The sequence below is a fragment of the Janthinobacterium sp. 61 genome (genome assembly GCF_002846335.1).
GTDB lineage: Bacteria > Pseudomonadota > Gammaproteobacteria > Burkholderiales > Burkholderiaceae_D > Janthinobacterium.
The window spans coordinates 4373618-4394377 of record NZ_PJMQ01000001.1 but is presented as its reverse complement, the minus strand read 5'-3'; the positions used below and the strand labels follow the sequence as shown (position 1 = coordinate 4394377).

15 protein-coding genes are annotated in these 20760 nt (G+C 64.3%); 6 read left to right on the top strand and 9 right to left on the bottom strand.

All coding sequences use genetic code 11. From position 1 onward, the window contains the following. Positions 1-3 precede the first annotated feature (3 nt). The 7 genes from CLU92_RS19880 to CLU92_RS19850 all read right to left on the bottom strand — a co-directional run bounded on the left by CLU92_RS19880 (position 4) and on the right by CLU92_RS19850 (position 10173). The gene (locus CLU92_RS19880) at positions 4-2445 is read right to left on the bottom strand and encodes a heavy metal translocating P-type ATPase (protein ID WP_101483300.1); all 2442 of its coding nucleotides are present in this window, start codon (positions 2443-2445) and stop codon (positions 4-6) included. Between the two features lie 10 nt (positions 2446-2455). Then, a complete protein-coding gene (locus CLU92_RS19875) occupies positions 2456-3214 on the bottom strand; it encodes a sulfite exporter TauE/SafE family protein (RefSeq protein WP_101483299.1) in 759 nt (252 codons plus the stop codon). 9 nt (positions 3215-3223) lie between these two features. Beyond that, complete coding sequence (hemN, locus tag CLU92_RS19870; RefSeq protein ID WP_101483298.1) at positions 3224-4672, bottom strand: oxygen-independent coproporphyrinogen III oxidase; 1449 nt, start codon at positions 4670-4672, stop codon at positions 3224-3226. Positions 4673-4697: 25 nt separating this feature from the next. Continuing rightward, entirely contained in the window at positions 4698-6359 is a 1662-nt protein-coding gene (locus CLU92_RS19865) for a PAS domain-containing methyl-accepting chemotaxis protein (RefSeq protein WP_101483297.1), read from the bottom strand. A 195-nt stretch (positions 6360-6554) separates the two neighbouring features. Beyond that, positions 6555-8663, bottom strand: a complete 2109-nt coding sequence (locus tag CLU92_RS19860; RefSeq protein ID WP_101483296.1) for an EAL domain-containing protein — start codon at positions 8661-8663, stop codon at positions 6555-6557. Positions 8664-8708: 45 nt separating this feature from the next. Then, positions 8709-9140 (bottom strand): inner membrane protein YiaA, encoded by a 432-nt coding sequence (gene yiaA / locus CLU92_RS19855; protein ID WP_101483295.1) that lies wholly within the window; start codon positions 9138-9140, stop codon positions 8709-8711. An 85-nt stretch (positions 9141-9225) separates the two neighbouring features. Next, positions 9226-10173 carry a DUF808 domain-containing protein gene (locus CLU92_RS19850; protein WP_101483294.1) on the bottom strand — a complete coding sequence of 316 codons (948 nt, stop codon included), beginning with the start codon at positions 10171-10173 and terminating at the stop codon, positions 9226-9228. A gap of 202 nt (positions 10174-10375) precedes the next feature. Here CLU92_RS19850 and CLU92_RS19845 point away from each other — a divergent pair, with 202 nt between their 5' ends. The 3 genes from CLU92_RS19845 to CLU92_RS19835 all read left to right on the top strand — a co-directional run bounded on the left by CLU92_RS19845 (position 10376) and on the right by CLU92_RS19835 (position 13514). Then, positions 10376-11017, top strand: coding sequence for a LysE family transporter (locus tag CLU92_RS19845; protein ID WP_101483293.1), 642 nt, complete (start codon positions 10376-10378; stop codon positions 11015-11017). Between the two features lie 116 nt (positions 11018-11133). Next, positions 11134-12897, top strand: coding sequence for a DUF6600 domain-containing protein (locus CLU92_RS19840; RefSeq protein ID WP_101483292.1), 1764 nt, complete (start codon positions 11134-11136; stop codon positions 12895-12897). Positions 12898-13217: 320 nt separating this feature from the next. Further along, positions 13218-13514 carry a DUF493 family protein gene (locus CLU92_RS19835; protein WP_070223235.1) on the top strand — a complete coding sequence of 99 codons (297 nt, stop codon included), beginning with the start codon at positions 13218-13220 and terminating at the stop codon, positions 13512-13514. Here the strand turns inward: CLU92_RS19835 and CLU92_RS19830 are convergent. After that, the gene (locus tag CLU92_RS19830; protein WP_101483291.1) at positions 13507-14706 is read right to left on the bottom strand and encodes a multidrug effflux MFS transporter; all 1200 of its coding nucleotides are present in this window, start codon (positions 14704-14706) and stop codon (positions 13507-13509) included. The genes CLU92_RS19835 and CLU92_RS19830 overlap by 8 nt on opposite strands. A 130-nt stretch (positions 14707-14836) precedes the next feature. Between CLU92_RS19830 and CLU92_RS19825 the strand changes: the two genes are divergently transcribed. The 3 genes from CLU92_RS19825 to lipA all read left to right on the top strand — a co-directional run bounded on the left by CLU92_RS19825 (position 14837) and on the right by lipA (position 18134). After that, the gene (locus tag CLU92_RS19825) at positions 14837-16309 is read left to right on the top strand and encodes a PLP-dependent aminotransferase family protein (protein WP_101483290.1); all 1473 of its coding nucleotides are present in this window, start codon (positions 14837-14839) and stop codon (positions 16307-16309) included. A 75-nt stretch (positions 16310-16384) separates the two neighbouring features. Further along, the gene (gene lipB / locus CLU92_RS19820; RefSeq protein WP_101483289.1) at positions 16385-17089 is read left to right on the top strand and encodes a lipoyl(octanoyl) transferase LipB; all 705 of its coding nucleotides are present in this window, start codon (positions 16385-16387) and stop codon (positions 17087-17089) included. 37 nt (positions 17090-17126) lie between these two features. Next, on the top strand, positions 17127-18134 hold the full coding sequence (gene lipA / locus CLU92_RS19815) for a lipoyl synthase (protein WP_101483288.1): 1008 nt from the start codon (positions 17127-17129) through the stop codon (positions 18132-18134). Positions 18135-18563: 429 nt separating this feature from the next. On the opposite strand, the gene CLU92_RS19810 is transcribed toward lipA, so the two are convergent. Beyond that, a complete protein-coding gene (locus CLU92_RS19810) occupies positions 18564-20732 on the bottom strand; it encodes a TonB-dependent receptor (protein WP_101483287.1) in 2169 nt (722 codons plus the stop codon). Positions 20733-20760: the final 28 nt, after the last annotated feature.

The following is a 20760-nucleotide window of genomic DNA, read 5'->3' as shown; positions in this document are numbered from 1 at the left end:
GGTTCAGGCTTTCCGCAGGCGCAGGGCGTTGGCGATGACGACCGCCGAGCTGGCAGCCATGCCGACGCCGGACAGCCAGGGGTTCAGGAAACCCAGCGCGGCGGCCGGGATGGCCGTCAGATTGTACAGGGTGGCCCAGCCCAGGTTTTCGCGGATGATGCGCATGCTGCGCGCGGCCGTTATTGCCGTGTCGAGCACTGAATTCAACTGGCTTGAGAGCAGCACCGTGTCCGCATGCGCCTGCGCCAGCGCGGCGCCGGAACCCATGGCAAACGAGACATCGGCCGCGCTCAGCACGGCGGCGTCGTTGATGCCGTCGCCCACCATCGCCACCACGGCGCCCGTCGCCTGCAGTTGCTGCACGAAATCGAGCTTTTCATCGGGCAGGCATTCGCCGCAAGCCGTGGCGATGCCCAGTTGCGCCGCCACGCTTTGCGTCAGCGCTTCCTGGTCGCCGCTCAGCAGCACGACTTGCTTGCCGCGCTTATGGAAATAATCGACCACTTCGCGCGCCTCCGGGCGCAGCGCATCGCTGAGCAAAAAGCGCGTGAGCCAGTGTCCCTGCGCGCCCAGGTAGAGCGGCGTCATGCCCTGCACGCCGACGGCCGTGTCGCCCAGCGGCGGCCCGGCGATGGCGGCCACAAAGGCCGCATTGCCCAGGCGGTAGCGCACGCCGTCGACGATGCCTTCGAGACCCTGGCCCTGCACTTCCTGCAAATTTTCCGCATGCGCGCGCGGCTGCTGTCTTGACAACCCTTCGGCGGCGCTGAGGATCGCCTGCGCCAGCGGATGAGCGCTGCCCGCTTCCAGCGCGGCGGCCACTTGCAGGCAAGCGTCTTCCGTCATGCTGCCCAGGCCCTCGATTTGCTGCAGCACAGGCCGGCCCAGCGTCAAGGTGCCCGTCTTGTCGAAGACGATGTGGGTGGCGCGGTGCAAGGTTTCCAGCACATGCGGCTGGACGATGAGCACGCCGCGTCGCAGCAGGCTGTCCGTCGCGGCCGCCAGCGCCGTCGGCGTGGCCAGGGACAAGGCGCACGGGCACGACACGACCAGCACGGCGATAGCCACGGGCCAGGCCCGCGACGCATCGTGCCAGCTCCAGAAGGCGAACACGGCGACGGCAAACAGCAGCAGGCCCAGCACGAACCAGGCCGCCACTTTATCGGCCCACTGCGCGATCTGCGGCTTGCCGCTACCGGCCCGCTCGATGAGTTTTAACAGGTCGGACAGGGTGCTTTCGCGCGCCGGTTTGAGCACGCGCAATATCAGCGCCGCGCTGGCGTTGATGGCCCCGCCCGGCACCTGTTCCCCCGTCTTGCGGCGCTGGGCAGCGCTCTCGCCCGTCAGCAGAGATAAATCGAGCGCGCTCGTGCCTTCGATGATGACGCTGTCGGCGGCGATCGCCTCGCCCGGTTTCACGAGGATGATGTCGCCCACGTCCAGCGTGCCTGCCGGCACCAGGGTGGTGGCGCGGTGCTCTGGAAAGCCCGCCATCAGCGAGGCCGAGGCAGGCAAGGCATGCTGCAGCCGTTCCAGCGCCGAGGCGGCCTTGCGGCGCGCCTGCAATTCGAAATAGCGGCTGCACAGCAGCAGGAAGATGAACATCGTGGCCGAGTCGTAATACACTTCGCCGCGGCCCGTAAAGGTCGCCACCACGCTGCCGAAGAAGGCCGCCAGGATGCCCAGCGCGACGGGCACGTCCATGCCCAGGGTGCGCGCGCGCAGGCTGGCCCAGGCGCCCTGGAAGAAGGGCATGGCTGAATAGCAGATGGCCGGTAAGGTGAGCAGCAGGCTGGCCCAGCGCATCAGGCTGGCCATACTGTCGTCCAGGGTGCCATCCTCGGCGGCCAGGTAGGCGGGTGCCACGTACATCATCACCTGCATCATCGACAGGCCCGCCACGAACAGCTGGCGGCCCAGGGTCTTGCTGGCTTTTTGCAGGCGCTCGCCATGGCGCACGGCGTCATACGGATAAGCCGTGTAGCCCACTTGCCGCACGGCTTGCAGGATGTCGCCCGGCTCGCACTGCGCGCGGCTCCAGCGCACGTACAGGCGCTCCGTGGCGACGTTCAGGCTGGCGGCCTGCACGCCGGGCAGGCGCGTTAGCTGACGTTCGATCAACCAGACGCAGGCGGCGCAGCGGATGCCTTCGACGGAGAGTGTCGCCTCGCAGCTGCTGGCGTCGCGCGCGAACTGTGCGTCGTCATTGCTGTACAGACGCAATTCGGGCGGCACCATGGTGGCGTCGGCCGCGTTGACGGCGTATTCGTCGCGGTCGCGGTAGTAGGCGCTTTGGCCGATGTCGACGATGGTTTGCGCCACCGCTTCGCAGCCGGGGCAGCACATGGCGCGTGGCAGCTCGTCGATAGTGACGTGCCAGTGGGAGCCAAAGGGGACGGGCAAGCCGCAATGGAAGCAGGCGGAGGGTTTTAAAACAGCATTCATACAGTTCTTTTCATGGATGGCCCGTGACGCACAGGGCATCGAGCCAGCCCAGCGACAGGCCATTCGCGGCACGCAGCAGGCCCAGCAGGCCGAAGCCCAGTACCAGCAAGCCGCTGGCGATGCGCACGGGACGGCGCTGCATCTGCGCGCGCAGGCGCGTGCCCAGCAGGCCCATACCAAACAGCATGGGCAGGGTTCCCAGGCCGAAGGCAGCCATGGCGGCTGCGCCGTCGATGGCTGAACCTTGCAGCATGGCCGTCAGCAGGGCGCTGTAGACCATGCCGCACGGCACCCAGCCCCAGAGGCCACCCACGGCAAGCGCCTTCAGCGGCGTATCCATCGGCATCAAGGGTTTTAGCAAGGGGCGCACGCGGCGCCAGACGACATTGCCTGCCGCTTCCAGATGGGCCAGGCCGCGCCAGGCATCCATCAGGTACAGGCCCAGGGCGACGAGCATCAGGTTGGCCAGCCAGTAGCCGGCCAATTGCAGTGACGCCATATGCAGCATGCCCGCGCCCGCCAGGCTGCCCGCCATGGCGCCGGCCAGCATGTAGCTGCCTATGCGCCCGCCGTTGTAGGCCAGTACGCGCAGCACGTTCGATTGCAGCACCGGTCGCGCCACGGCGATGGCGATCACGGGGCGGCTGGGCGCGGCCGGCGTGCCACCGCCCAGCGACAGGGCGCCGACGATGCCGCCGCACATGCCGATGCAGTGTACGCTGCCGGCCAGGCCGACCAGGAACATGGGCACGAGGCTGAGGGCGTTCATCGGGAAGTGTTACACCGTTTTCGAGTAGCGCAGCGGCTGCACCGCGTCCGGCGCCGCGTTCGCGCGGGCCTGCGTCAGGTAGCGGTCGAAGACCATGCAGATATTGCGGATCAGCAAGCGCCCTTTCGGCGTCACCGTCAGCCAGTCTTCCTCGATGACGAGCAAGCCATCTCTCGCCAGTTCGCGCAGCTTTTCCAGCTCGGCGGCGAAATAGCTGCGGAACTTCACGGGATGCGCTTGTTCGATGGTGGCGATCGACAGTTCGAAATTGCACATCAGCATCTGGATGATGATGCGGCGCAATAAATCGTCCGTATCGAGCTTGATGCCGCGCGCGATCGGCAGCACGCCTTCGTCGAGCTTTTCGTAGTACGCGTCGAGCGTTTTTTCATTCTGGCTGTAGACGGCGCCAATGGAACTGATGGCCGACACGCCGCAGGCGATCAGGTCTGCTTCCGCGCGCGTCGAATAGCCCTGGAAGTTGCGGTGCAAGCGGCCCTGGCGTTGCGCCACGGCCAGGTCGTCCGTGGGCTTGGCGAAATGGTCCATGCCGATGTACACATAGCCGGCGGCCGTCAGGCGCGCGATGCACAGGCCCAGCATGGCCAGTTTGGTGGCGCTGTCGGGCATGTCGGCGTCGAGGATGCGGCGCTGCGGCTTGAACAGGTGCGGCATGTGCGCATAGTGGTACAGGGCGATGCGGTCCGGGCTGGCGGAGATGACCTTGCGCAAGGTTTCCGTCATGGTCTCCAGGCTTTGCTTGGGCAGGCCGTAGATCAGGTCGATGCTGATCGAGCGGAAACCGGCGTCGCGCGCGGCCTGCATGATGGCCACCGTTTCCGCTTCCGGCTGGATGCGGTTGACGGCCTTCTGCACGTCGGCGTCGAAATCCTGCACGCCCAGGCTGATGCGATTGAAACCTTGTGCGCGCAGCGAAAAAACGCGTTCGCGCGACACGGTACGCGGGTCGATTTCGATCGAATACTCGCCGTCTTCATCGGAAGCGAACTCGAAATGCTGGCGCAAATGCAGCATCAGCTCATCCATCTGCTTTTCGCTCAGGTAAGTGGGCGTGCCGCCGCCGAAATGCAGCTGTTCGATCTGGTTCATGCCGGCAAACAGCTTGCCCTGCATGGCGATTTCCTGTTTCAGATAGCTGAGATAGGTGGCGGCCTTGCTGCGGTCTTTCGTGATGATTTTGTTGCAGGCGCAGTAGTAACACAGGGTGTCGCAGAACGGCACGTGCACGTACAGCGACAGCGGACGGCGGCCGCCGCGCATGCGCAGCGCGGCCAGCGCTTCGAGAAAATTGCCGTAGCCGAAGTCGGCAGTGAAACGGTCGGCCGTCGGATAGGACGTGTAGCGGGGGCCGGACTGGCTCATCTTGCCGATGATGACCGGGTCGAATTCGACGACGGCGTCCAGGTCGGCGGAAGCACTGCTGAGTAGTGTAGGCATGATGTGTGTAAGGTATTGAAAGGTGTTAGGCGGCCAGGCGTTTCAGAGCGGCGGGTTTGCCAGTGTTCGCGGCGCCTCCCTTGCCGCCAGGCATGGCGACGCGGCGCGGTGGCGGCATCTTGCCGAAATTGAACAGGCTCACGGCTTGCGACAGGCTCGCTGCTTCTTCCGCCAGGCGCGTGGCGGCGGCGGCGGCCTCCTCCACCAGGGCCGCGTTTTGCTGCGTCACCTGATCCATGTGGGCGATGGCCTGGTTGACCTGGTCGACGCCGATGCTCTGTTCGCGCGAGGCGATGGAGATTTCCTGCATGATCGCCGTCACCTGCTTGACGGAACTGACCACCTGTTCCATTGTGGCGCCGGCGCGGTTCACCTGCAGCATGCCGGCGCCCACCTTGCCGACGGAAATTTCAATCAGTTGCTTGATGTCCTTGGCCGCCACGGACGAGCGCTGCGCCAGGTTGCGCACTTCGCCCGCCACCACGGCGAAGCCGCGGCCCTGCTCGCCGGCGCGGGCCGCTTCCACGGCCGCATTCAGGGCCAGGATATTCGTCTGGAAGGCGATGCCTTCGATCAGGCCGATGATGTCGACGATTTTCTTCGACGAAGTATTGATCTCGTCCATGGTGGTGATCACTTCGGCCACGATCTCGCCGCCCTGCACGGCCACTTTCGAGGCGGCCACGGCCAGCTCGTTCGCCTGCACCGAGTTGTCCGCGTTCTGCTTCACCGTCGACGAGAATTCCTCGATGCTCGAGGCCGTCTCTTCCAGGCTGGCCGCCTGCGATTCCGTGCGGCCCGAGAGGTCCATATTACCGACGGCGATTTGCTTGGTGGCCACGGCCATGGTTTCCACGTTGATGCGCACATCGCGGATGGTGGCGATCAGGTTGCTGTTCATCTGTTGCAGCGCGCGCAGCAATTGCCCCACTTCATCCGTGCTGTCCGTTTCAAAACTGCCCGACAGGTCGCCGGCGGCAATTGCCCGCGCGCCGTTCAGGGCCTTGCCCAGCGGCTTGAGCACGGACATGCGCAAGGTGTACCAGAGGAAGACATTGATCAGGAAGCCGAACAGGGTGGCGCCGAAGATGGCGTAATTGGTGATCTTGCCGCCGCTGGCGAACAGGCTGATGACGCACACCAGCAACTGCAGGCAGTTGACGATGGACGTGGCGGCCCAGATGCGCAAGTTGAGCGACATGTGTGTCAGGTTGTGCAGCAGGTGCGCCAGTCCCGGGCGCACGATTTGCCCGTTCTTGATGACAATCTTGCCGCCTTCCTTGTTGCGGATGGCCGCGTAGGCTTCCTCGGTCGCCTTGACCTGATCCTTGTCGGCCTTCACGCGCACCGACATGTAGCCGATGGTCTTGCCCGCTTCGCGGATGGGCGTGACGTTTGCGCGTACCCAATAAAAGTCGCCGTTCTTGCAACGGTTCTTGACCAGGCCCGTCCACGGCGTGCCGGCCTGGATCGAAGCCCACAGGTCGGCAAACGCCTCGGCCGGCATGTCCGGGTGGCGCACGATATTTTGCGGCGATCCGATCAGCTCTGCCTCGCTGAAGCCGCTGACCTGGCTGAAGTAGGGATTCACATACACGATATTGCCGTTCATATCCGTTTTCGACACGATGGCCTGATCGTCCAAGACGAGGACTTCACGGTTAGTCACTGGCAAATTTTGGCGCATGGTCGCGGCTTCCTGATCAGTTAAAGAGCTTATTGGTGAGTAAGACTTGCACGATTGCAAGAATGGAGATCAGTGTAAGGAGTCGCTTGCGCAAATTTATTGATGTAGATCAAAATCCTCCAGATTGGTCGTGCTCGCACGCATTTAGCGATAGCAATGCGGCATTGTTTTAAAGTTACTGGTTGCCGGCGGTGGCTAATTGATGCCTGCCGTCAGGGGCCGCGGGCTGCCCACGGCGTAGCCTTGCGCGTAGTCGATGCCCAGCTCGCGGATGATGGCCAGCGTCTCCGCGTTTTCCACGTATTCGGCCACCGTTTTCAAGCCCATCACGTGGCCTACTTCATTGATGGCCTTGACCATGGCGCGGTTGATGGCATTGGTGGCGATGCCGCGCACGAAGACGCCGTCGATTTTTAGGTAGTCGACGGGCAGCGCTTTCAGGTAAGCGAACGAGGAAAAGCCGCTACCGAAGTCGTCGAGCGAGAAACGGCAGCCCATGGCCTTGAGCTGGCGCATGAATACTTGTGCTTTGGGCAAGTTGGCGATGACAGCCGTTTCCGTGATTTCAAAGCAGATTTGTTCGGGCGCAATCGCGTACTGCAAGAATTGACCCGTGATGTAGTCTTGCAGGCCCGTGTCGGCCAGCGACATGCCCGACAGGTTGACGGAATACAGGGCCGGTGTGCGGCGCCGGCTTTCCGCCAGCGCAGCCAAGGGCGGCAGGCTGTCGCGCACGCTCTGGATATGCTGGCAGACGGCGCGGATGACCCAGCGGTCGATGGACAGCATCATGTCGTAGCGTTCGGCGGCGGGAATGAAGGCGCCGGGCAGTATCAGGTCGCCCTGGCTGTTGCGGATGCGGATCAGCACTTCGTCATGTCGTTCCGGACTGTCGCGCAGGTGCACGATGGGCATGGCGTACAGGCGGAAATAATCGTGTGCGAACGCTTCGTTCAGGCGCGAGATCCACAGCATTTCACCATGCCGCTGCGCCAGCATGACGTCGGACTCCTGGTACACGTGCAGGCGATTGCGGCCCTGCTCCTTGGCCAGGCAGCAAGCCTGGTCTGCGGCGCTCAGCAGCTCGCTCATGGACTTGCTGTCCTGGTTGATTTCCGCGATGCCTATGCTCACGCCCAGTTCGAAGCTGTGTTCGTCCCAGGCGAAGCGGAATTCGCGGATGGACTGGCGCAGCTGTTCGCCGATCAGGCGCGCATGCTCGAGCGGGCAGTGGGGCAGCAGCACGCCCAGTTCGTCGCCGCCGAGGCGTGCCAGGATGTCGCTGTCGCGCATCTGTCCCTGCAGCATCTTGGCCAGCAGTTGCAGCAGCACGTCGCCGGCGGCGTGGCCGCAGGTGTCGTTGATGATCTTGAACTGGTCCAGGTCCAGGTACAGCAGTGCATGCGCGTGGCCGTCTTCTTTGGCCGTATGCAGGGCACCGGCCACCAGGTGTTCGAATTCGCGCCGGTTGATCAGGCCTGTCAGGGCGTCGTGCGTGGCTTGCCACGACAATTGCTGGCTCAGCTTGCGTTCGTGGCTGACATCGCGAAACACGACGACGGCGCCAAGGATCTCACCGTCGCGCGACCAGAGGGGTGCGGCGGACTCTTCGATGGCGATGCGCCGGCCTTCGCGCGTGATCAGTTGCGTGTGCGTGGATATGCCGATGGCCTGGCGCTGGCGCAGGCACTTGATGGCGACGTGCTCGAGCGGCTGGTTCGGGTGTTCATTGACCAGGCACAGCGTTTCCAGGATGTCGAGCCCCTCGGCCAACTGGCTGCTCCAGCCCGTGAGTTGCTCGGCAACGCGGTTCAGGTAGCGCGTCTTGCCCTGCGGATCGGTGGTGATGACGCCGTCGCCGATGGAGCTGAGCGTCACTTCGGCCAGTTCCTTGCGTTCGGCGATCATGAGTTCGCGCAGTATGTGTTCGGTGACATCCCAGACGATGCCCAGGGTGCGCTCGGGATGGCCGCCGCCGTCCATGAAGACCTGCGCCTTGGCCGCCAGCCAGTGTTCGCTGCCGTCGGGCCAGACGACACGGTATTGCAGGGCGTAGCCGGCGCGCCGGCGCACGCCGTCCTGCAGCACGCCGACCACCTTGTCGCGGTCATCGGCATGCACGCAGTCGAGGAAAGCGTGGAAGGAATGTGTCAGGGCGCGCTCCCCCAAGCCCAGCAGGGCTGCACCCCTGGCCGACCAGATGACCGTGCCGTCGATGACGCGGCCAGCGACGATGCGCGAATCCCAGATCGCCATGTGCGCCGCCTCCAGCGCCATCTGCAAACGTTTCTGCTGGTCGCTCATCGCCCACTCCCGATATGGATATAGAGATAGACGCGTCGCTGGGGCTTAAGTTCCCGGCGCGTCGGCTGTTGTGGTGGCCTGGGCGCGCGCCACATCGCGCACATTTTTTTGCACGGCCACGGCGGCAAACAGGCTGAGCAGGAATGCCATGGCATAAAAGCCCTTTTCGCTGTTTTGCAGGGTGGCATTCCACAGGCCGACGGTGAGCAGCAGCAAGGCCAGCAGCACGGAAATCCAGCACAGGCCGAAATACATGCCGGTCACGGCGATGCCTTCGCTACGGTCGCGCACGGATTTCTGCAGCGAGATGGCAGCGAACAGGCCGTAAGTGAGGATGGTGAAGTAATAGCCCTTTTCGTTGAGGGCCATCGTGGCGTTCCACAGGCCGGACAGGTAAGTGACGATGCCGATCAGCAGGGCCGCCCAGGAGGCGCCGATAAAGGCGCTGCTGGGACGTTGGATGGGGTAAGTCTGCATAGGGTCTCCATGGGCAGGCAGGCGCCGCCGGCATGGCCGGGGCGGCAGGCACGGATGCGCCTGCCGCCCCATCAGACCAGAAAGCTTATTTGCTTGATTTGACCATGCGCAATAAAGCCGACACGGCCGTGACGCCTGCCAGCACCAGGCCACCGGCGATGAGGCCGGCCACCGCATTGATCAGGCTGGGCGTGACGGCCCCCAGCACGGGGCCGATGCCGGCCACGCCGCCGACGGCTTCTTCCGCGTGGTGCAGCATGGCGCTGGCCCATGGCCAGCCATGCGTCAAGATGCCACCGCCCACCATGAACATGGCCAGGGTGCCAACGATGGAGAGAAATTTCATCAATTTCGGCGCCGCCGACACGAGCATGCGGCCAAAGCCGCGCACGCCGTCCATCAGCGCGCCCGTGCCCTTGCGCGCGGCCAGATAAAAGCCCGCGTCATCGAGCTTGACGATGCCGGCCACCAGGCCATACACGCCCACCGTCATGATGAGGGCGATGCCGACGACGACGGCCACCTGCTCGGCGAAGGTGGCTGCGGCCACCGTGCCGAGGGCGATGACGATGATTTCCGCCGACAAAATGAAGTCGGTGCGGATGGCGCCCTTGATCTTGTCCTTTTCCAGTGCCACCAGGTCGACTTGCGGGTCGCGCAGCGCCTGCGCCAGTTCAGCCTTGTGGCTGTCATCCGGATGCAGGTATTGATGGGCGATCTTTTCGAAACCCTCGAAGCACAGGTAGGCGCCGCCCACCATCAGCAGCGGCGTGATGGCCCACGGCGCAAACGCGCTGATGGCCAGCGCGGCGGGCACGAGGATGGCCTTGTTCTTCAGTGAACCGATAGCGACGGCCCATACGACGGGCAGTTCGCGCTCGGCGCGCACGCCGGCCACTTGCTGCGCGTTCAGGGCCAGGTCGTCACCGAGCACGCCGGCCGTCTTCTTGGCGGCCACCTTGGTCATCAGGGAAACGTCGTCAAGGATGCTGGCGATATCGTCGAGCAGGGCCAGCAGGCTGGAGCCGGCCATCTCAGCGCGCTCCCGCAGTGGTGGCAGGAAATATTGGAGAGAGGAAAGTGTTGTTTTTCATGATGTTATTCTTGGTTGTACGGTAAGGAAAAGCGTCGCAAAGGTGTAGATAAAGCGTGCCTGCGATCTTACCCCAGAGATGGCCGGCAGGGCCGCACAGGCCGGGTTAAAATTACTCCTCATTACCATTTTTGGATACCGCATGCACTTTGCCACCTGGATCACCTTTGTCATCGCCGCTTCCATCATCGCTGTCTCGCCCGGCTCGGGCGCCGTGCTGTCGATGTCGCACGGCCTGTCCTACGGGGTGAAAAAGGCCAGCGCCACCATCCTCGGCCTGCAACTGGGGCTGCTGGTGGTGCTGGGCATCGCGGGCGCCGGCGTCGGTTCCCTGCTGCTGGCCTCCGAAGTGGCTTTTAATATCGTCAAGACGGTGGGCGCGCTGTACCTGATCTACCTGGGCCTGTCGCAATGGCGCGCCAGGGTGGCGGTGACGGGTGACCTGCACGCCGATGCAGTGGTGCCTTCCATGCGCCGGCGCGTGCTGACGGGTTTTCTGACCAACGTGACGAATCCGAAGGGCATCATCTTCATGGTGGCGGTGCTGCCGCAATTCATCAGCCCCACGGCACCGCTGTTGCCGCAATTGCTGATCCTGGCCGTCACCATGTGCACGATCGATCAGATCGTCATGCACAGCTACGCCTTCCTGGCGTCGTCGATGCAGCGCTTTTTCCGCGATGCCAAGGCCGTGAAGAAGCAGAACCGCTTCTTTGGCGGCTTGCTGATGGCCGTTGGCGCCGCCCTGTTCTTCGTCAAGCGGGGCAGCCAGGCGGCGTCCTGAGCCAAGGCAACATGCAAACCAAGATGCAAACATTTGTAAGCCCGCTTGCGATGCCCGCCCGATGCGGATGTAATCGATAGCGTGTCATCCTTGTAAGTCCTGCCTGGAGCGCTGCCATGCGTCCGACCCTGCCTTTCCCTTTCCTGCGCGCCGTGTGCGCCGTGATGCTGTCGTCGGCGTGCTCGCTGGCTCTCGCCGAAGATCCGCCGGCCCGCGTGGGCCGCATTTCCACCGTCGAAGGGCAGGTGCTGGTGCGCGCCGGCGATGGCGATGCGCAAAATGCCCTGCTGAACTGGCCCGTCACGACGGATAACCGGCTCAGCACCATGCGCGGCGCGCTGGCGGAACTTCGCGTGGGCGCGGCCGCCGTGCGCCTCGATGGCGATTCCGAGCTGGAAGTGAGCGAGCTCGATGACGACCATTTCACACTGCACCTCAGCCATGGCACGGTCAGCGTGCGCGTGCGCAATCCCGATGCGCTGCGCGGCTTCGAACTGACCACCGCCCAGGCCCGCGTGACTCTGATCCAGCCGGGCTGGGTGCGCATCGAGGCAGGGCGCCAGCCCGGCACCAGCGTCGTCAGCGTACTCGAAGGGGTGGCCGACGTGGATGGCGCGACGGGTAGCGTGACCTTGCGTTCAGGCAAGCGCGCCGAGCTGACGGACGAGGAATTGCGCACGGGCGCCGTGCAGAGGATCGCCTTCGACCAATGGCCCGAAGCCGTGCCCGCCGCCACGCCAGCCTTGCGCTATGTCACGGACGATACCACTGGCTATGAGGAGCTGGACCGCTACGGCGCCTGGCAGGACGATGCGCAATATGGGCCCCTGTGGCTGCCCAGCGCGGTACCGGCCGGCTGGGCGCCCTACAGCGACGGGCGCTGGACGTGGATCGCCCCATGGGGCTGGACCTGGGTCGACAATGCGCCCTGGGGCTACGCGCCCTCGCATTACGGCCGCTGGGTGCTGCTGGGCCAGCGCTGGGGCTGGGCGCCGGGCCGCGAGCGCGGCCGCGTGCCCTGGGCACCAGCCCTGGTGGGCTGGGTGGGCGGAGGTCGCGCGCCGCAGCAGGGCCCGCGTCCTGGCGTGGGCTGGTTTCCCCTGTCGCCGCATGACCGCTATGTGCCCGGCTACCGCGCCAGCGCGGACTATGAACGCCGCATCAACCGCATGGCCGAGGGACGCCGCTCCGTGTCGGGCGAACGCGAACGCCGCGAAGGCATGAGCATGTTGCCTGGCGAGCGTTTTGGCGCGCAGCGCACGGTCGACGTGCCGCGGCGCAACCGCACCACCATGCCGCCACCCGTCATGCAAAGTTTGCCCTTGAGCACGGCCCCTGCGCCGGCCGGCAATTGGCAGCGTCCATTGGATGCGCCGCGCGGCGATAGCGGTGTCCGGCGCGACTGGGTCAACCGTCCTGGCCGCTTGCAGACGGACGATGGCCAGACGCACCTGGCGCCGCGTCCCATGCAGCCGAACCGGCCGCCCGTGCCGGCCCAGCCGCAACAGCCGCCGATGCCGGCCCAGCCCGTGATGCCGGCGATGCCGGCCTTGCCCCCTGTGCAAGACCAGGTGGGCCGCCCCGGGTGGCATGGCGGGGAGCGGCCGCAGGCACGCCCGGACAGTAACCACTGGGAGCACGGAGAGCGTGGGCCCCGCCGCGAAATGCGGCAGACGGCGCCGCCGCCTGCCGTGCCTGCGCCACCGCCAGTGGCCCAGCCGCGGCCCGCGCCGCCGCCGATGCCGCCCCCCGCCGCGCGTCCGGCACAGGAGGCGCGTGGCGGCGAACGCGGCGGGCCGCCACGTGAACGCAGTAATGACAGAGGCAATGAGCGCGGCGGTCCCGGCCGCAATGGCCGGATGCAGGAAGCGGAGCGTTGACGGCCGCGCCGCCTGTCGCGCCGTATCGACGTTCATGCCGAGAAAGCGGCAGTTCGTCACATGCCTGAGGTAAAGCAGCTGTGTTTTTTCTATAGTAGAACCACTGCTACTCCAGCGTGTGACAGCACCGATTTTTCCGGCTATTTTGTCCAAACGAAATAGTTTTCGCCAGCTTACCAAGCTGGCATTTTTTTTCCGCGCCCCTGGCGCCATGGCGACGGGCGCATCCGCCCCCAAAGTTGGCTACAATACGTCTTTATGCAGCCGCCGCGCGCTATGCGCTGCGCCGCCTGTTCTGACCGGCACTGATAGGATTTCCCATGCAAACCACCCCACCCACCGAAGTCACGATTCCTCCCAGCGAATCGCTGATCGAATACCCGAGCGATTTTCCCATCAAGATCATGGGTCCGACGCATGTCGACTTCGCGCCGACGATGCTGGAATTGGTCATCAGCCACGATCCGACCTTCCACGTGGGCCGCATGGAAGAGCGCCCATCGGGCAAGGGCAATTACACGGGCCTGACCGTCACCGTGCGCGCCATCAGCCGCGAGCAGCTCGATGCCCTGTACATGGCGCTGTCGGGCCACCCGATGGTCAAGATCGTCATGTAAGGCTTGCTGCCGCCACGCTGGCCCTGCTCTTCGTGAGCAGCCAGACGGCGGCAAAGGCACCACTGGCCGCTGCTGTCACCCACAGCAGGGGCTTTTCGCTGCCATCCGTGATGGCGGCGATGACGGCGCCGCAGGCGGCCGTGATGAGCATCTGGATGAAGAAGAACAGGCCCGAAGCGCTGCCCGCCTGTGCGCCATACGGCTGTAGTACGGCCAGCTGGCAGGCCGGAATGGCCATGCCCACCGACACCATCACCAGCAGCATGGGCGCTACCAGCGACGCCACGTGTTGCGGCGCCAGGCTGCCTGCCAGCAACAAGCTGGCCGCGCCCGCCACATTGATCAGCACCGCCACGCCCAGCAGGTAATCGGCGCCCAGGCGCGGCCCCAGGGCGCGGAACAGGCTCGACCCCGCGATATAGCCGCTGACCGTCAGCGCGAACACCAGCGCATACGCGTGCGGCGACAGATGCATGCCCCTTTGCAACAGCACGGACGATTCCGCGATGAAGGGGAAATACGTGCAATACACACAAGCGATGGCCAGCGCATAGCGTAGAAAATACGCGTCGCCCAGCAGGCGGCGGTACAAGGCCAGGGTATTGCCCTGTGGCACGGCGTCGGCGGGTTTCGTTTCCGGCACGTAGGCGGCGATCAGCCACAGCGACAGCGCGCCCAGCAGGCACAACGTGCCAAACACGGCGCGCCAGCCGAAGGCCGCGTCGAGCACGCTGCCGGCCAGCGGCGCCAGTATCGGCGACAGGCCCATCACCATCGATATTCTCCCCAGCATGCGCGCCTGCGTGGCGGTATCGAAGCGGTCGCGCACCATCACCCTGCCGATGATGGTGCCACTGCAGCCGCCGAACGCCTGCAGCACGCGCGCGGCGATCAGCACGTGCACGTCGGAGGTCACCGTGCAGGCGATGCTGGCGAGCACATAAATGCCCGTGCCGGCCAGCAGCACGGGGCGGCGTCCGTAACGGTCGGCCAGCGGCCCGCAAGCCAGCATCGAGGCGGCCGAGCCGGCCATGAACAGGCTCAGGGTCAGTTGCAACTGGGCATCACTGGCATGCAGGGCATCGGCCATGGCCGGCAGCGAAGGCAAATAGATGTCGATGCTGATGCGCGAGAGGCAGACCAGCAGCAGCACGATGCCGCCCCAGGCCCATAAAGCGAGTTGTTTCTGCATTGTTTTTTACACGATCCTAGCAAGCGTGCGCCCCGCTGGCGCACCAGAACGGAGAGAGTAGAATTGTTGTGGTGTAATGCGAAGTGCCAGTCATCAGAAAATTCATTGGACCACTTGGACGATCATCATTATGCCGCGAGGAAAATCACCGCACGCCCTGGACTTGCCTCGTCCCACTAGCTGGCTCGACAAGGCGGGCGTCAACAAGCAGGATGGCGCGTATGAAGCGCTGCGCTCGGCCATCCTGACGAAGATGCTGCCGGCGGGCAGCCGTTTGCCGTCCAGCCGCACCCTGGCCGAACGGTGGGAGTTATCACGCGGCACCATCGAAACCGTGTTCGACCGCCTGCACGCGGAAGCCTATGTGACGCGCGTGCCCGGCTCCGGCACGCGCGTGTGCGCCGTGGTGCCGGAACGCTTCCTGATGGCAGGCTTCGCCGATGCCATCCCGGCCGCACCGGCCGCCGTGCCCGCGCCCGCTCCGGACACGGGCGTGCGCGACGGCTTGCCTTTCGTGGCAAGGCGCGCCGACGCCAGCCTGTTTCCCATGGCAGCCTGGTCCAAGTGCGCCACACGGGCGCTGGCGGCCGCCACGCCGGAGCAGTTGTGCAGTGCCGATCCGGCCGGCCTGCCCCAGCTGCGCCAGCAGATCGCCGACTTCCTCGCCAAGTACCGCGGCATCCGCTGCGACCCGCAAGACATCGTTGTCACCACCGGCATCCGCCACGCGATCGACTTGCTGGCGCGCGGCATCGTGCGCGATGGCGACAAGGTTTGCCTGGAAGAGCCCGGTTATCCGGCCGCGCGCGCCCTGTTCGCCCTGGCGGGCGCCATGCCCGTGGATATTCCCGTCGACGCCGAGGGCATCGATTGCGCCGCCCTGGCTGCGCACACCGACGCCTGCCTTGCGTATGTGACGCCGGCGCACCAGTCGCCGCTGGGCGTGACCATGTCCGTCACGCGCCGCCTGGCCTTGCTGGAATGGGCGAATGACAGCGGAGCCTGGGTGGTGGAAGACGATTACGACAGTGAATTCAATTACCACAGTGCACCGCTGGCGGCCCTGAAGGCACTGGATCAGTACCAGCGCGTGATCTACTGTGGTAGTTTTAATAAGACCCTGTTTGCGGGCTTGCGCGTGGGTTTCATGGTGCTGCCGCCCCCCTTGCGCCCGCAACTGCTGCGCATCGTGCAGTTGACGGGCCGTTCCGTGGGCGTGACGGAACAGCTGGCGCTGGCCGCCTGGATGGAGGAAGGCGCTTTCGTGCGCCATTTGCGCCAGGCGCGCCTTGCCTACAAGGAGCGGCGTGACCTGCTGCTGGCCTGCCTGGAGCAGGTCGCCCCAGGCCGTTACACGATTTCGGGCCAGCAGGCGGGCTTTCACTGCGTGCTGTGGCTGCCGCAGGATGCCGACGAACGGGCGTTTTGCGCGCGCGCCGCGCAGGAGGGGCTGGCGCTGCAGCCGCTCGGTGACTTTTGCCGTAGCGCCAGGCTGGCGCCCGCCGTGCTGCTCGGCTACACGGCGCTGAGTCTGGCCCAGGTGCGCCACGCTGCACAAAAATTGGGCAGCTTGCTGCTGTTGCCTGTGCCCGGGGCTGAATGAAACGGCGGCCTGGCTTATAATCACGGCTTCGCCGCAGCGTCCGCAGGGCGCCGGCAGCTGATTACAGAATCTGTCATGACCACCACCCGAACCGAAGCGGCGCTGATCCGCGAGCTGGGCCGCGTCGATTACGAGCCGACCTTTGCCGCCATGCGCGCCTTTACCGACGCGCGCACGACGGACACGCGCGACGAACTGTGGATCGTCGAGCATCCGCCCGTGTTCACCCTGGGCCTGGCGGCCGACCGCGGCCATCTGCTGGCCGGCGCGGACGCGATCCCCGTGGTGCAGACGGACCGCGGCGGCGAAGTGACGTTCCACGGCCCCGGCCAGGTGGTGATTTATCTGCTGATGGACTTGCGCCGCAACAAGCCTGGCGGCAAGCTGTATGCGCGCCAGTTCGTGCATAAAATCGAGCAAGCCATCATCAATGTGCTGGCGGCGTATAATCTTGCTGGCGAGCGCATCGATGGCGCGCCCGGCATCTATATCGCCGGCGGACCAAGCAAGGGTGCGAAGATCGCCGCGCTGGGATTGAAGGTGCGCGGCAACGGCTGCACCTACCATGGCGTATCGCTCAACGTGGCGATGGACCTGGCGCCGTTTTCCTGGATTAACCCTTGCGGTTATTCCGGCCTGAAGACGGTGGACATGCGCAGCATGGGCGTTTCGGCGCCGCTGGCCGAAGTGCAGCGGGCCCTGGCCCATGAATTGACCGTATTACTCGATGTAAGCGAAGTAAACAGCGCCGCAGGCGCGCCTCAGGCAGCAGATGCCTGAGCAAACAAACCAACACGCCCGTCAAGGGCTTGCAGCCATGACTTCTGAGACCATTTCCAGCACCGCCCCCGCCGCTCCAGCGTACAACCCGAGTGAAAAGCAAAAAGGCGCCAGCAAGACTTCGCGCATTCCGATCAAGATCGTCCCTATCGAGCAGATCGAGCGCCTGAAAAAGCCGGACTGGATCCGCGTCAAGGCCGCTTCGGCATCGACCCGTTTCTATGAAATCAAGGACATCCTGCGCGAAAACAAGCTCGTGACGGTGTGCGAGGAAGCCAGCTGCCCGAATATCGGCGAGTGTTTTGGCAAGGGCACCGCCACCTTCATGATCATGGGCGACAAGTGCACGCGCCGCTGCCCGTTCTGCGACGTCGGCCATGGCCGCCCGGACCCGCTGGACAAGGAAGAGCCGGCCAACCTGTCGAAGACCATCGCCAAGCTGCGGTTGAACTACGTCGTCATCACTTCCGTCGACCGCGATGACTTGCGCGATGGCGGCGCCGGCCATTTCGTCGAGTGCATCCAGCAAACGCGCGCCCTGTCGCCGAACACCCGCATCGAAGTGCTGGTGCCCGACTTCCGCGGCCGCCTGGAAAAAGCGTTGGACCTGTTCAAGGATGGCTTGCCTGACGTGATGAACCACAACCTGGAAACGGCGCCTCGCCTGTACAAGGAAGCGCGTCCCGGCTCCGACTACATGCATTCCTTGAAACTGCTGAAGGATTTCAAGGCCATGTACCCGGACGTGAAAACCAAATCCGGCATCATGGTGGGCCTGGGCGAGACGGACGAGGAAATCCTGCAAGTCATGCGCGACATGCGCGAGCACGACATCGACATGCTGACCATCGGCCAGTACCTGGCGCCATCGAACAGCCACTTGCCCGTGCGCCGCTACGTGCACCCGGACGTGTTCAAGATGTTCGAAGAAGAAGCCTATAAAATGGGCTTCACCCACGCTGCCGTGGGCGCCATGGTGCGCAGCTCGTACCACGCGGATGAACAGGCGCACAGCGCCGGCGTGGAATCGGCGCTGAATTTCTAAGCCCTTTACGCCAAATCAAGGCCGCCTGCTAACGCTGGCGGCTTTTTTTTGCCTGCCCGCAGCGTATGCACGCCATGCTGCCGAGCGTCCCGTGCTGGCATGCTGAAAAAGCATGGTTAATAAATTGGCCATGAAGTGACGCATGGACACACGCATCGACGCATCGTGGAACGCGCGGCTGGAGGGGGAGTTCGCCCGGCCCTGCCGGGAACGCCTGGCAGCCTTCCTCAAGGCGGAATAGGTGGCGGGACCGTGTTTTTCGCCGGGCTAGGCCATCTTTCGGGCTTTCCACCTGACGCCGCTCAAGCAAGTCAAAGTCGTGATCCTGGTGCTGGTGGCGCCCCACCCTTCGCCTGGGGCGGTAGCTGTGTATGACGGCAACCGACAGCGGCAGGCGTTGCACCCTGCCGCTGTCTTCGCGCGTAACTCTTAGAAGCTGGTCGACAGGCCGGCGTAGATGCTGCGGCGGGCGCCATACTGCGGCGCCCCCACGCCCACGCCGGAACCGTCGCGCAGCAGGTACGACTTATCGAACAGGTTGATCAGGGCCAGCCGCCCTTCCACTTTGCCGACCGGCGTGTTTTTCCACGTGTGCGTGAGCGCCGTGTTGACGGTAAAGTAAGCGGGCAGATGGCCGGAATTCGGCGTGCCGCCTTCCGGGGTCATGCGCAGGCCGCTGCCATACAGGAAGTCAGCGCTCACTTGCGAATCGCCAAAGTGATAATGGCCGCCACCGGACAGCGTGTATTTCTGGTCATGATCGAGGTAGACATAGTGCTTGCTGATGGTGTTCAACTCATCGGCGCCAAACAGGGCCTGGCCCGAATTGATGTTGCGTCCCTGCGCCTTTTGCGTGCTGGCATTGAGGAACAAGCCCCAGTTTTTCTCGCTGTAGATGGCGGATAGCTCCAGGCCCTTGGCGTAGCCATCCGCATAGTTGAACGGCGTCAGTATCAATGCCTGGCCGAACTGGCCTTCGTCCAGCAGGTTGTTGATCTTTTTATAGTACACATCGGCCGTCACGGTCAGTTTCGGACTCACCTGGTGGCTGATGCCCACGTCGTAGTAGTGCGTGCGCTCGGCCTTGACGTTGTCCGACTGGCCGATCTCCGGCGCATTCGTCGTATTCGCATACAGGTCGATGCTGCCTTGCGCGGCCAGTTCCTGCGGCGGCGGCGTGAAGTAGCGCGAATAGCCCGCATGCAGGGCCGTGCCCGGCGCGATCTGGTAGGCCAGGTTGACGCGCGGACTCCATTGCTGCTCGCTCGTGTAGGCCGAAACCTTGTCGTAGCGGGCGCCATAGTTCAGGGTCAGGGGCTTGCTGATATGCCATTCATCCTGCAGGTAAAAGCTGGCCAGGGTGCCCGTCTTGCCGCTGTTGTCGGCAATGCTGATCGGCATGGTGGAGGTTTGCGTCCCGTCAATGGCGGGGAAGACGGCCACCGTGTTGTCGCTCGTCGTCTTCTGGCGCGTATAGGCCAGGCCCGCGCGAACGGTGTGGTCCTGGTGCAATTTGTAGCTGATATCGAACTGGGCACCGGAAGCGCTGTTCGCACGGCGCGAGTCCGAGGCCACGCCGTTGTAGATCAGGTCGCCGATGGCATCTGGCGTGAAGTGCAGTTCCGAATACTGGTGGAAGGCCGACACCTGGTAATTGACGTCGCCCAGGCTCTTTTGCAGCGACAGCACGAGGAAGCGGTTCACTTCGCGCTGGTTTTCATTCAACTGCGATGAAGGGATACTGGATGTGCCCGCCTGCGCATCGCTGTGGCCATCCAGGGAAAAGCCCGGCGCCTGGTTGGGGTTGTTGGGAATCTGGAAGCGGCCGTTGTAGGTGCCGAACATGGCGCCCAGGCGGGTGTTGTCATCGAGGAAATACGACAGACTGCCAAACGATTTGTTCTGGCGCGTCTTGTCGTGCAGTGCGCTGCGCGTGTCTTGCGGGTTTTCCACACCCAGGAAATTGCCCAGGTAGCTGCCGGACAGGTAGTAATTGAACTTGCCGACGCTGCCGAAAAATTCGGCACTCGGCTCGACATGGTCGTGGCTGCCGACCATGATGCCGATGCGCCCGCCCGGTGTCAGTCCGCCCTCCTTCGTTTCAATATCGACGATGCCCGCCGTGCGCAGGCCGAACTGGGCAGGCAAGGCGCCCGTCATGAAATCCGTCTTGTCGATCAAACGCGTGTCGATGGACTGGCCGAAGCCGCTGATGCTTTCGGGCAATTGCACGCCATTGATGCGGTATTGCACGTTGGCATGGTCGTCGCGCACATGCAGGGCGCCGGAACCCTTCGAATCCTGCGATACGCCCGGCAGGCGCAGCAGTACTTCATTGAATGGCGTATTGTCGCCCTGGCCCAGCATGTCGACCATGTGGCTGTCGATGCTGTAGATGGTGGTGCCGACTTTCGGCGACAGCTCGATGCGCGCGCTTCGCAAGTGGGCGGAGGTGACTTCGACCTTTTGCATTTCTGGCTGAGCGGCATCAGCCGGGCTGGCATCTGCGGCAGGGACGGCATCTGCGGCATGAGCGGATAGGCTGAACAGACTGGCAAGGGCGAGCGACAGCGCGCTCAGGCGTGGTGTGTGTTGCATGGTAAACCTCAAAAATAGTCAACGCCAG